Annotated in this window: 12 protein-coding genes; 9 read left to right on the top strand and 3 right to left on the bottom strand. The window is 63.0% G+C overall.

Annotated features, from left to right (window positions below; all coding sequences use genetic code 11):
* Positions 1-107: 107 nt before the first annotated feature.
* On the bottom strand, positions 108-617 hold the full coding sequence (locus tag G6N73_RS12310; protein WP_165027891.1) for a superoxide dismutase family protein: 510 nt from the start codon (positions 615-617) through the stop codon (positions 108-110).
* Between the two features lie 290 nt (positions 618-907).
* On the opposite strand from G6N73_RS12310, the gene G6N73_RS12305 reads away from it, so the two are divergent.
* Positions 908-3,448, top strand: a complete 2,541-nt coding sequence (locus G6N73_RS12305; protein ID WP_165027889.1) for an NAD-dependent epimerase/dehydratase family protein — start codon at positions 908-910, stop codon at positions 3,446-3,448.
* A 59-nt stretch (positions 3,449-3,507) separates the two neighbouring features.
* On the opposite strand, the gene G6N73_RS12300 is transcribed toward G6N73_RS12305, so the two are convergent.
* Complete coding sequence (locus tag G6N73_RS12300; protein ID WP_165027887.1) at positions 3,508-4,227, bottom strand: metallophosphoesterase family protein; 720 nt, start codon at positions 4,225-4,227, stop codon at positions 3,508-3,510.
* Between the two features lie 22 nt (positions 4,228-4,249).
* Positions 4,250-5,059: a nucleotidyltransferase family protein gene (locus G6N73_RS12295; protein WP_165027885.1), complete on the bottom strand. Its 810-nt coding sequence runs from the start codon at positions 5,057-5,059 to the stop codon at positions 4,250-4,252.
* Positions 5,060-5,342: 283 nt separating this feature from the next.
* Here G6N73_RS12295 and G6N73_RS12290 point away from each other — a divergent pair, with 283 nt between their 5' ends.
* The 8 genes from G6N73_RS12290 to G6N73_RS12255 all read left to right on the top strand — a co-directional run bounded on the left by G6N73_RS12290 (position 5,343) and on the right by G6N73_RS12255 (position 12,393).
* Positions 5,343-6,002, top strand: coding sequence for a dienelactone hydrolase family protein (locus tag G6N73_RS12290; protein ID WP_206078813.1), 660 nt, complete (start codon positions 5,343-5,345; stop codon positions 6,000-6,002).
* 3 nt (positions 6,003-6,005) lie between these two features.
* Positions 6,006-6,677, top strand: a complete 672-nt coding sequence (locus G6N73_RS12285) for a phosphoribosyltransferase family protein (protein WP_165027884.1) — start codon at positions 6,006-6,008, stop codon at positions 6,675-6,677.
* A 31-nt stretch (positions 6,678-6,708) separates the two neighbouring features.
* The gene (locus G6N73_RS12280) at positions 6,709-7,176 is read left to right on the top strand and encodes a YbhB/YbcL family Raf kinase inhibitor-like protein (protein ID WP_165027882.1); all 468 of its coding nucleotides are present in this window, start codon (positions 6,709-6,711) and stop codon (positions 7,174-7,176) included.
* Positions 7,177-7,262: 86 nt separating this feature from the next.
* Positions 7,263-7,691, top strand: a complete 429-nt coding sequence (locus G6N73_RS12275) for a CBS domain-containing protein (protein WP_165027880.1) — start codon at positions 7,263-7,265, stop codon at positions 7,689-7,691.
* A gap of 213 nt (positions 7,692-7,904) precedes the next feature.
* Positions 7,905-9,035: a site-2 protease family protein gene (locus G6N73_RS12270; RefSeq protein ID WP_165027878.1), complete on the top strand. Its 1,131-nt coding sequence runs from the start codon at positions 7,905-7,907 to the stop codon at positions 9,033-9,035.
* A 288-nt stretch (positions 9,036-9,323) separates the two neighbouring features.
* Positions 9,324-10,610 (top strand): SDR family oxidoreductase, encoded by a 1,287-nt coding sequence (locus G6N73_RS12265; RefSeq protein ID WP_165027876.1) that lies wholly within the window; start codon positions 9,324-9,326, stop codon positions 10,608-10,610.
* The gene (locus tag G6N73_RS12260) at positions 10,610-11,083 is read left to right on the top strand and encodes a DUF2269 family protein (protein WP_165027874.1); all 474 of its coding nucleotides are present in this window, start codon (positions 10,610-10,612) and stop codon (positions 11,081-11,083) included. The genes G6N73_RS12265 and G6N73_RS12260 overlap by 1 nt, the downstream gene beginning before the upstream one ends.
* Positions 11,084-11,406: 323 nt before the next feature.
* Positions 11,407-12,393, top strand: a complete 987-nt coding sequence (locus G6N73_RS12255; protein WP_165027873.1) for an ABC transporter substrate-binding protein — start codon at positions 11,407-11,409, stop codon at positions 12,391-12,393.
* The last annotated feature ends 91 nt before the right edge of the window (positions 12,394-12,484 follow it).

Here is a 12,484-nt window from a genome sequence, read left to right as displayed (position 1 = left end):
GCTCTGACAGTGAGGGCAGCGGGCCGATAACGATCGCTTTGGCCGGCCAGTCGGCGGCGATTGCCTATGCCGCCGTGCTTGGCTCGATCGTCGTCGCCGGCTGATCGCTACTCGATGACGGCGCAAGCGTGACGGTCGCCTGCATCACCGGAGGGCTGACTTTCGTAGTCGTCTTGTCCGCCGTGGATCATCAAAGCCTTGCCGCGGATATTCGTCTCGCCTTCGTCCAATCGCACTGATCCGTTGAAAACCTGTGCGCGAAGCGTGCCGTCGGCGCCGACATATTGATTGGGCATATCGCCCGCATGTGGGCCGCCGTCGATGTTATATCCGTGCTTTGCATTGGTCGGATTGAAGTGGCCGCCTGCAGACTCGTGTCCTGTTGCAGGATCGCAGCTTCCGGTTTCATGAACATGGAACCCCACCCACTGGCTCGCCGGCAATCCGGTCACCTCGATTTCGATCAGCACGCCGCCTTCGGTTCCAGTCAGCTTGGCGCTGCCGTTCTCTTCGCCCGTCATGTTGATGAATTTGGCGGTTGCGGAAGGCGGTTCCTGGGCGCCTGAGACGGCGGTCAGTGCAAGGATCGCTGTGGCGGTGATGATAGCGCGTTTCATGTCCAAGGTTCTCCCGGTCGAGCATCAAGACGGGTGAAACTGTGCAGGAGCGGTTTTGTTTCAGCGAAAACCGCACGCAGGACTAGCAATCCGGCTGTGCGCGATCGGCGCCACCGGGAACAACTCGCGCGACATGGAGTTTTCGCCTCATTCGGCAAGGATCAAAAGGGAGAAACGTTGCGCCTACGCGAGCCCTGGCGGGCTAATGCCGATAGCCGCCGGACGGTCAACTCGACCTGTCGGGGTAATCATCACCCGAAGATTCATCGCCTACAGGAGCGAAAATCGGAATGACTGACGCAAGCCATCCGATCGTTCTCATCACCGGCTCGAGCGGCTTCCTCGGTCAGGCGATCGCGCTTGGCTTGAAGGATCGCTATCGCGTGATCGGCCTCGACATGACGCAGCCGAGAAAGCCGATCGAAGGGATGGCCACCATCGAGATCGACCTGACGTCCGACGCGAGCGTCGATGAATCGATGGCGCAGGTGCGCGCCAAGGCCGGCGGCCGCATCGCGTCGGTCATTCATCTTGCCGCCTATTACGACACGACAGGGGAGGACAATCCGAAATACGACGCGGTTACTGTGCAGGGCACGCGTCGCCTGCTGCAGGCGCTGAAGGAATTCGAGACGGAGCAATTCGTGTTTTCGAGCACGCTTCTCGTTCACGCGCCGAGCCCGGAGAAGGGCGTACGGATCGACGAGAATTCTCCACTCGATCCCGCATGGGCATATCCGCGGTCGAAGACCGAGACAGAGGTGCTGATTGCAAGGGAGCGCGGAGGCATCCGCACGGTGACGCTGCGGCTCGCGGGTGTCTATGACGAAGACTGCCACGCCGCATTCATCGCTCAGCAGATCGCCCGGATTTTCGAGCGGCTGCCGACAGCCTACCTCTTTGCCGGCGACATCAAGAGCGGCCAGCCTTACCTGCACAAGGAGGACCTCGTCGACGCGGTCGTGCGGACGGTCGACCGACGGCATGAGCTTCCCGACGAGACCGTGCTTTTGATCGGCGAGGAAGAGACGCCATCCTATGAGGAGATGCAGAAGCGGATCGGCCGACTCGTGCATGGCGAGGACTGGCAGACAGTCGCCCTGCCCAAAAATCTCACAAAGCTTGGGGCCTGGCTGCAGACCGAGGTTCTGGAGGAGGACACCGACATCAAGCCGTGGATGATCGAAAACTCCGACGACCATTACGAGATCGACGTCTCGCGCGCCAAAGCCCTGCTGGGCTGGCAGCCGCGGCGCAGCCTGACCGGCACGCTTCCCGAGATGATCAGCCGGCTGAAGGCCGATCCCACCGACTGGTATGACAAGAACAAGCTCGAATCTTGGGTTGTCGCGGCTTCGGAGCCCGAGATCGACCAGGCCGAGAGGCGGCTGCAGGCTCCGCTCGAACGCAGCGAGCAGGAGGTCGAGGCGGCGATGGAACGGCACAGGGCGTGGACGCTCTGGGCGCCGCTCGCCAATATCGCGCTCGGACTTTGGTTGGTCACGTCGCCTGTGATGCTCGGCCTGTTCGATCCGGTCACCGCGCCAATTCCTCCAGCTCTGGGACATGAGATCGCCGAACCCGGACTCCGGAACATGTGGCTCGGCATCAGCGAGATCCTGTCCGGGGCGTTGGTGATGCTCTTTGCCTTTGCCGGCATGAGCCGTCGCTGGCGCTGGGTGCAGTGGATTACAGCGGCGATCGGCATCTGGGTGATGTTCGCGCCGCTGGTGTTCTGGACCACGAGCGCTGCCGCCTACGGAATAGACACGCTGGCCGGCATGCTGATGGTTGCCTTCGCGGTGATGGTCCCACCGACGCCCGGTATCAGCCGGCGCGCGCTGGCCGCCGATGACGACCGGCCGCTCGGCTGGAGCTACTCACCGTCGTCCTTCACGCAGCGTATTCCAATTATCGCGCTCGCCTTCATCGGCTTGTTTGTCTCGCGTTACCTGGCGGCTTTCCAAATGGGGCATATAGACGGTTTGTGGGATCCATTCTTCGGGCCGGGCGGTGCGCCCGTCACGAACGGCAGCGAGGCCGTCGTGACGTCCTGGGTCTCGAAAGGGTTTCCGATCGCGGATGCCGGGCTCGGGGCCTTTGCCTACGCGCTCGACATCCTTGCCGGAGCCATCGGCGACCGTCGCCGCTGGCGCACCATGCCGTGGATGGTTTTCCTGTTCGGCCTGCTGATCATCCCGCTCGGCGTCGTCAGTGTCAGCTTCATCATCATACAGCCGCCGCTGATTGGTGCGCTGTGCACGCTGTGCATCATCCAGGCGGCCGTCACCGCCATCCTCATCCCGTATTCGATCGACGAGGTGCTGGCGACTTTGCAGTATCTCTGGCGCGCCAAGAAAGCCGGCGAGCCGTTCTGGCGAACCTTCTGGATGGGCGGGCCGGCCTTGTCGGAAAACCAGACGCCCGAACCCGACCTTAACCGCCCGGTGGGAACCGTGTTGCGCGATTTCATCACCGGCGGCGTGACCTTCCCGTGGACTCTGGTGGCCAGCGTCATCCTCGGAGCCCTTTTGATGGCAACCCCACTAACGTTCGGCACCCAGCCGCCGCTCTATTTCAGCGATCATGTGGTTGGCTGCCTCGTCATCCTTGTCGCCGTCACCGCGCTGGGGGAGATCGTCCGGGCTGTGCGGTTCCTCAACGTAGCGCTCGGCGCCTGGATCATGGCCTCGCCGTTTATGCTCGACGGGGCTTCGACCGCCGGAACGGTCGCCGCCGTCGTGATGGGGCTTGCACTCATCGGATTCAGCCTGCCGCGCGGCGTCCGCAGCAAGGAGCATTACGGCGGCTGGGACCGGGCGATTGTGTGAATTGGCTGTAAGCCGCTGAGGCTGGCGATTTCTGCCGGCAGCGTGCCTGTTCTGACAGCTCAGATTTCGAGCAGCGCGTAAGGGCGGCCAGTCGGCTTCTCTACATGGGCGGCCACATTGTAAACCGGAGCGCCGCCCGGCGTACGCCCTTCATACGCGCCGCGATGCGCATGACCATGCACCACGGCGCTCACGCGGAAACGATCGATGGTTTCGGCAAGCCGGGACGAACCGAGAAACGGGAAGATTTCGGGCGGTTCTCCGGCGACGGTTTCCAGGATCGGCGCGTAATGCAGCACCACCACGACACGTTCGGTGCGGACCTGTCGCATCGCATTCTCCAGGCGTATCGCCTCGTTGACGCTTTCCGCCACCATTGCCTTGATTGCCGGCTCTCCGAAGGAACCGAGCATGCGCCGGCCGAAGCCGCCGATGAATCCTTTGACGCCGACAAAACCCACACCGTCGATTTCGGTGGCCTGACCGTCGAGCAGGTGCACGCCTGCATGCCGCAGGATTTGGCTGACCTCCTCCGCGGCGGCGCTTTCGTAGTCATGATTGCCGAGAACGGCTACGACGGGCACCGAGCAAGCGCGCAAATCCTCTGTCAGAATCTCAGCCTCGCGCGGCTTGCCGAGGTCGGTCAGGTCGCCCGTGATAACCAACACGTCGGCCGCGTGCGATATCTCTCCGAAGAGCTCGCGGAAGGACGCGTTCTGGTCCCCTTTCACGTGGAGGTCGCCCATCGCGGCGATTTTGAGCGTTTCCCGGTCAGCCATGCAAAGACAACTCCCGACGCGATCAGTCGTTGCGCCACTCGCCGTCGCCGCCCACATCGGCGAAACCCCATTCGCCGACGTCGATGTCGTAATCGGCAAGCGAGTACATCCGGCCACGGCAGATTTTCATATGGGAAGCGGGCAGTTCGCGCTGCTTGGCCAGCCGGTCCAGCAATTCATCCAGCAGCGATCCAGGAATATGGGCGCGCTCGCTGGGATAGCTCCAGCGGAAGTTCAGCAGATGCACGAGCAGCACCTCCCAGTGCGCCTCCATGTAGGCGAGCAGACGCTGCCAATCGATCTGGTCGTGCGCCTTTAGAAGCAGATGGGCTACGTCGGCGCCATCATAGCGAAACCTCGCCTGGATGAAGGATTTTGACCAGACGAGTTCCGTTGGGCCGATGATTTTGACAGGAATGCCGAACAGCTCGATTGCGCGCGCGTGCTCGAACCAGGAATCGCCGACCGGCACGGCGCCGTTCGACGAGGAGAAGATGACGTCGAAAAAATTTCTGCCCTGAAAGACCTTGCCGAGCCAGCGATCGTCCTCGACCTCGACCGCGTATCCCCTGTCCTTGAAGAGGGCGAGAATGCGCGTGCAGTCCCCGGCCTTGCAGAAGATGTCGAGATCCTTCGTCTCGCGGGAGATTCCCGTATAGGCGCTCACGGCGTAGGCGCCGGCGATCAGGAAAGGAAGCCCGCTGGCGGCGAGTTCGCCGATAGCCGTGGCGTAGAATGTCTCCGCCTCCGGGTTTTCATGCGTCGGCGCGGCCTTCGCGTCGATGGAGGCATTCGTTTCCGGGATCGAGCCCGATCCTTGGCGAGCGGCCATGCGTCAGTATCTCCAGCGTCCTTCCTTGAACAATGAACGATGTCCGAGGTTCCGCGGCGTGTTCCGTTCGGGAGGTCGGCGCGCAGCCTCAGCCCGCCCCGGATCGGTCTATTCCTGAGGTTGAAGCATTCTCTCCTGCTTTCCATCGCCGCCCGGCGCCTATTGCGCGTCATATGTTCCGTTACGGAACGATCAGCGCCTTTCTCGGTTATCATCACGGCGTCCAATGACGCCGTTGCCAGCACTGACCCGCGAAAAGGCCGAACCTGTTCGGAGCGCAGCCATGTCAGAGGTGCTATCAAGCGACACCATAGAAGTTCGGATCGAGCCGGAAGGCCTTGCCGGGCTTCTCGGAATTCCAGATGGCGCACGCGGGATCGTGGCCTTCGCGCACGGGAGCGGCAGCGGTCGCCTGAGCCCCCGCAATAATCACGTCGCTGCAGCGCTTAGGCAGGCAGGCCTCGCTACGTTCCTTCTCGACCTGCTCACGCCGGAAGAGGAACACAACAGGCACAACGTGTTCGACATCGATCTTCTCGCGGGACGCCTTGTGCTGGCGACACGCTGGCTTCGGCAGAGACGGGAAACGTCACAATTGACTGTTGGATATTTCGGCGCGAGCACCGGCGCGGCCGCGGCCTTGCGGGCGGCAGCCGCTGAACCAGATGTCGCCGCCGTCGTTTCGCGCGGCGGCCGGCCCGACCTTGCACTGGAAGTTCTGCCGGCGGTGCGGGCGCCGACGCTGCTCCTCGTCGGCAGCCGCGACGGCCCCGTGATCGGCATGAATGAACGGGCCTACAATGCCCTGCGTGCAGAGAAGCGGCTCGTGATCGTCGAAGGAGCAGGACATCTGTTCGAGGAGCCGGGCACGCTCGATGAGGTCGTTCGCCACGCCACGCAGTGGTTCCTGGACCACTTGAATCCTTCCGTTGAAAGGACCTGAACGGTGTTTGAAAAACGGCAAGCTTTCCTTGATCGCCGGGAGGCGGGCCGCCAGCTCGGTGAAGAGCTGGCGAAAACCGACTGGCGCGATCCGGTCGTTCTGGCGCTGCCGCGCGGCGGCGTTCCAGTGGGATTCGAGGTGGCAAGGGCGCTCCACGCGCCTCTTGATGTCCTCCTCGTCCGCAAGATCGGCGCTCCGGGGCATCCGGAATTCGCAATAGGCGCGGTGGTCGACGGCAAGGACCCGCAATTGGTCGTGAACGAGGAGGCCGCGCTGATACTCGGCCCTTCGTCGAACTATCTGGAGGCCGAAAAGAAACGCCAGCTCGTCGAAATCGAGCGGCGGCGCGAGCGTTATCTCGGAGCCCGGGCAGCCGTGCCGATCCGGGGACGAACCGCGATCATCGTCGATGACGGCATCGCGACCGGCAGCACGGTGAAGGTCGCGTTGAAGGCGCTGCGGCGCAGCGATGCGGATCGCGTCGTTCTCGCGGTTCCGGTCGCGCCGCGAAGCACCATCGAGGCTCTTCGGGAAGAGGCCGACGACGTCGTCTGCCTCAGCATGCCGGAACCTTTCCATGCGGTCGGCCTGCACTATGTCGATTTCGAGCAGACCTCGGATGAGGAGGTTATCCAACTGCTGAAGGCGGCTGCGACCATGCCCGCGGAACGCTGATCGGCGGTACTCACCTGAAAGGAACCACAAAATGTCGCTCAACATCAGCAGCCCTGCCTTCTCCGACGGCGGCCCGATTCCAGAAAGATACACTCGCGACGGCGAGAATGTTTCCCCGCCCTTGAAGTGGTCCGGAGTTCCAGATGGCGCCAAGAGCCTGGTTCTTGTCGTGGATGATCCGGACGCCCCGCGCGGAACCTTCGGCCACTGGGCGGTCTTCAACATCGCCCCGAACCTCGACGGCCTGCCTGAGGCCGAGGGCGGCAGGCCCGGCCCGGAAGCCCTTAGGCAGGGCAAGAATGATTTCGGCAACGCGTACTACGACGGCCCCGAGCCGCCCAGGGGGCACGGCGTCCACCACTATCATTTCCGTCTTGCCGCGCTCGATGCGCCGAGCCTCGACATACCCGGACAGGTCGGCGTCGCGAGGATTTGGGAAGAGGCGCGCAAGCATGCCGTGGAAGAAGCCGAGCTTGTCGGAACCTACCAAAGAAACTGAGCAGGCAAGCCACGCTGGCCACCGAGCGAAGGGGCCGGGAGAAGGGGGAGCAGTAGAGATTGATGTCGATCTGAAAGGAGCATCCAATGCAAGTTCAGGAAATCATGACACCGAGGGCCAGGGTGATCGATCCCAACACCAACATCGCCGAGGCCGCGCGCGCGATGCGTGCGGACAATATCGGCGCGCTGCCGGTCGGCGAGAACGACCGGCTGGTCGGCATGGTGACGGACCGCGACATCGCCATGCGCGCGGTCGCCGAGGAACGTCCGAGCGGGAATACGGCGGTCCGCCAGGTCATGTCGGAACACGTCTATTACTGTTTCGAGGACGACGACATCGAGCAGGCGGCGAAAGTGATGGCGGAGCATCAGGTCCATCGACTGCCGGTGCTCAACCGCGACAAGCGCCTGGTCGGCATGCTAGCGCTGGCTGATCTTGCCCGTTCCGATACGGACGCCATGAAGACGGCGCTCGCTGGTATTTCGGAGCCGACCGACCAGCCCCGGCGTTGACTTTGACGCTGCGACTGCGCTCAGATAGCGATCCTTCCGTCCGGCGCCGGAAGGAGGGTCCGTTGTCGGCAAGAATGCCGGACATGTGTGATCCACTCAGCCTGCCCCGAATGCGCATCTTGTCCGGGAAGTTCACCAGATGAAATCCCGACGAGGATACCGGGCCTCCGAGGCCGGGCAGGTGAATATGAGCATCGCGGGAGCGAATGGCGAATGACGTGGTCCTTCAACCTTGGAACGATCGCTGGCACGGCTGTGCGCGTGCATGTGACTTTTGCGCTCCTGCTCGTGTGGATATGGCTCATGCACTATCGCATCGGCGGTGCGCCTGCAGCCTGGGAAGGGGTTGCGTTCATCCTCGCCATCTTTGCCTGCGTTGTGCTGCATGAGTTCGGTCACATCGCCGCGGCTCGCTACTTCGGCATCAAGACGCCGGATATCACGCTTCTGCCGATCGGCGGGGTCGCCCGGCTTGAGCGCATGCCCGAAGAGCCCGGCCAGGAGTTCGTAATCGCTGTCGCTGGTCCGCTGGTCAATGTGGTCATCGCCGCGCTGATCTTCGTCGCTCTTGGCGGATCGGCCGGGATCGAGCAGATGGCTCAGGTGGAAGACCCACGCGGCGGTTTTCTGGTCAGGCTCGCCGGGGTCAACGTCTTCCTCGTGCTGTTCAACATGATTCCAGCGTTCCCGATGGATGGCGGCCGGGTCTTGCGCGCCGCCCTCGCGTCCCGCATGTCGTGGGCGCGAGCGACCCAGATCGCCGCGTCGATCGGCCAGGGGCTCGCCTTCGTTTTCGGCTTCGTCGGCCTTTTCTACAATCCGTTCCTGATCTTCATAGGCATCTTCGTCTATCTCGCCGCGGCGGCGGAAGCGCAGGATGCCCAAATCCGCGACGTCGCCGCCAGCGTCCTGGTCGGAGACGTGATGGTCACCGACTTCGTCAGGTTGGAGGGCACTGCGAATATGGACCAGGCGATCGAGGCGCTGCTGGCGACGACACAGCGCGAATTTCCGGTGGTCGATTCCGCCGGCCGTCTCGAAGGGCTGCTGACCCGCGACGACATGATCCGCGCGCTGAAGGAGGCCGGACCCGGAGCGCCAGTCGCCAGCGCGATGCGGACGGACATACCCAGCATCCATTCACGCCGATCGCTCAGCGAGGGCTTGAGGATGATGCAGCAGAAGAGTGTGCCGGCCATCGCAGTCATCGACGGTGCGGGTCGCCTTGTCGGCCTCATGACTTACGAAACGATCGGAGAGATGATGATGGTGCGCGCCGCCGTGCCGGAGGGTTTTCGTTTCGGCCGGCTGCGCCGCGCCAACCCGCGCTCCCCTCAAATTTAAGCATTTTGGCAGGCGCTGCCTAGGGGCAGGGATGCACGGCATCCATTTGGACTGGGCTCTATCGAAGTCTGGTCGCTGGTCCAAGGTTAGCCGGCCCCGGTCGCCTGGAGCGCTCATGTGCTGCGGCGGCTCTTGGCCTAAAATTCCGGATCCCAAGCACCTGGCTTCTGCCCTCGAACGAACCGGAGGCAAGATTGCTTCCGAGGTTACGGTTGCGGTTTCAAAGGCCCTCTCGAATTTTGCGGAGCGCGTGATAGACCTTCGCGACGCAGGACACCGAGGTGCGGAATGCAGATCATCGTAACCGGGGCAACGGGATTGATCGGTTCGGCCGTCTGCGCCAGGCTTTCCAGCGAGGGTCACGCGGTCGTCGCTGTCGTGCGCAGCAAGGATTCTCCCGCCATCGCGGCCAGCCGCACCATTGTCGTCGACCTCGCGGCCGCCACGCGGGCGGAGGATTGGCAGCCTCATCTTGCTGGGGTCGACGCTGTTGTGAACTGCGCAGGCGTGCTTCAGGACAGTCCGCGAGAATCCACGAAAGGGGTCCATGTCGAAGGAACAGGCGCATTGTTTGCCGCGTGCGAAGCGGCAGGCATCCGCCGCGTCATCCATTTTTCCGCGATCGGCGTCGACCGCGGGACCGTCTCGGAATTTTCAAGGACCAAGCACGCCGGCGACGAAGCGTTGATGGCGCGAGACCTGGACTGGGTCATTCTGCGGCCGTCCGTGGTGCTCGGCCGCAACGCCTTTGGCGGCAGCGCGCTCTTCCGCGGCCTGGCGGCGCTGCCATGGCTGCCAGTGATGCCGAATGCCGGACCTCTCCAGGTGGTGCAGCTCGACGATGTCCTGGACACCGTCTCGTTCTTCGTGGATCCCTCAACTCCGGCGCGTTGTGCGCTTGAGCTGGCGGGACCGGAACAACTCGCGATGCAGGACGTGGTGGCCTGCTACCGCGCATGGATGGGTTGGCCACCCGCACGCACGGTTATGCTTCCCGAATGGGCTGCGGCGACCCTCTATCGCCTTGGCGATCTCGCCGGCTCGCTTGGCTGGCGGCCGGCGATGAGAACGACCGCCCGCAAGGAGATTGCACGAGGGGCGATAGGCGATCCGCGGCCGTGGACGGCGATGACCGGAATCGAGCCCCGGCCCCTTGCGGCCGCGCTGCGGGCCGAACCGGCGTCCGTGCAGGAACGATGGTACGCAAAACTGTTCTTCCTCAAGCCGGTCATCTTCACGGTACTTCCTGTCTTCTGGCTGGTGACCGGCATCGTGTCGCTCACGACGGGATACGATGCCGGCGTAGACCTCATGCGGCGCGCGGGCGCGGGAGCGCTGGCCGCGCCCGGGGTCGTCGCCGGCGCGCTTGCGGATATTGCCGTCGGCGTTGCCATCGCTTACCGCCCAACGGCCAGATACGGCCTTTACGGCGCGCTGGCGCTTTCCCTGTTCTATCTGGCTGCCGCCACCGTCCTGCTTCCCGGACTGTGGAGCGACCCTCTGGGCGCGCTGGTCAAGATCTGGCCGATCCTCACCCTGAACCTTGTCGCACTGGCAATTCTGGAAGAGCGCTGATGCTGTACTTCACGCTCAAATATCTGCACGTCATCGGCGCGTCGGTGCTGCTAGGCACTGGTGCCGGCATCGCCTTCTTCATGCTGCTCGCCCACCGGACGGGCGAGGCGCGCACGGTGGCCGCCGTTGCAAGGGTCGTCGTTGTTGCCGACTTCCTTTTCACCGCCACCGCCGTTGTTTTGCAGCCCATAACCGGCGTCGCGCTAGCCTGGCATGTCGGCTATTCGCTCTGGGACGGATGGATCGCCTTGTCGATCGTGCTCTATCTGTTCACCGGCGCCTTCTGGCTCCCGGTCGTCTGGATGCAGATGGAGATGAGAAGGCTCGCGGAGAAGGCGGCTGCCGCCGAAACGCCGCTGCCGCCCCGCTACCATCGCCTGTTTCGGCTGTGGTTCCTTTTCGGGTTTCCGGCCTTCGGCGCGGTCATGGCGATCTTCTGGCTCATGATTGCCCGGCCGAACCTGGAGTGGTGATTGCATCGACGCGGCCGCCAAGGCGGGTGGTTGAGCCCGGCGGCACTCACGCGACCTGAATGTTCGATCGGACGAAGCACGGTCGCCAACCGCAACGGAGCCCGATCGAGATATTCGAACAACGATCGGAGCTCCGCGTCCGGCCGCACGGTCGTTGCTTCCAAACGTTATCTGACCGCCACCCGAGCGCAGGGCTGAAATGCCTTGTCAGGTTGAAGCGTCAGCGTACTGTCATCCACTGGTCACAGGCGCCGTGCAGGGAGGTGCAGACGAGGGCCCGGCTGAGGCTGGCTTCGTTTTGCATAGACACCATTGGAGGCTTCATGAAAACGATAACAGCCAGGCTGGCGGCCAGCCAGGTCGTGCTTGCGACCATGCTTTTTGCGGGGATCGCAAGCGCCGAGACACTGACGCTCTACACTTCGCAGCCCGAAGCCGATGCGGCCAAGACCGTGGACGCGTTCAAGAAATCCAATCCAGACATTGAAGTGGAGATCTATCGGTCTGGAACGAGCGATATTCTCACCAAGCTCGCCGCTGAATTCGCAGCCAACAGTCCGCAACCCGATGTCCTGCTGATCGCGGATGCAGTGAGCATGGAGTTGCTGAAGAGAGATTCCAGGCTAACGGCCTACCCGGAAGCTGATGTCGAAGGCCTCCAGCCCGATTCTTATGATGCGGACAGGACGTATTTCGGCACCAAGCTGATCACGACCGGAATCGCCTACAACGCCGCGGCGGCCGAAAAGCCCGAGCACTGGGCGGATCTCGCCAAGCCTGCCTATGCAGACGGCCTGGTGATGCCGAGCCCGCTTTACTCCGGGGCGGCCGCCTATCTTCTGTCCGGCTTTGCCGGCAATCCCGACTACGGCTGGGGCTTTTTCGAGAAGCTGAAAGCGAACAACACGATCAGTGTGCGCGGCAATGGCGCAGTGCTCAAATCGGTAGCCAGTGGCGAAAAGCCCTACGGCATCCTGGTCGATTTCATGGCCATGAACGCCAAGAAGAAGGGCTCTCCCGTCGAGTTCATCTTCCCGTCCGAAGGCGTGCCCGCGGTAACCGAACCGGTCGCAATTCTCTCGACGGCCAAGAATATCGAGGGCGCCAAGAAGTTCGTGGACTTCATCCTCTCGGAAGAAGGCCAGAAGCTTGCGTTGGAGCAGGGATATTTGCCGGCCAAGCCTTCCGTTGGACGCCCGGACTGGCTGCCGGAGGGTGTCGAAGTCAAGGTGATGTCGTTCGACATCAAAGCCGTTGTAGAGACCACCGAGGCCGACAAGGAAAAGTTCTCGCAACTGTTCGGCGGTTGATGCTGTCCGTCCCATCAGCGACAAACCATGGGACGGGGGGCTCAACAAACCCGACTGGCCCCTATTCGTGGCGCTTTGTTAATTGCGGACA

The sequence above is a fragment of the Allomesorhizobium camelthorni genome, assembly GCF_011045125.1.
Taxonomy (GTDB): domain Bacteria; phylum Pseudomonadota; class Alphaproteobacteria; order Rhizobiales; family Rhizobiaceae; genus Allomesorhizobium; species Allomesorhizobium camelthorni.
This window is presented reverse-complemented; position numbering and strand designations above follow the sequence as displayed.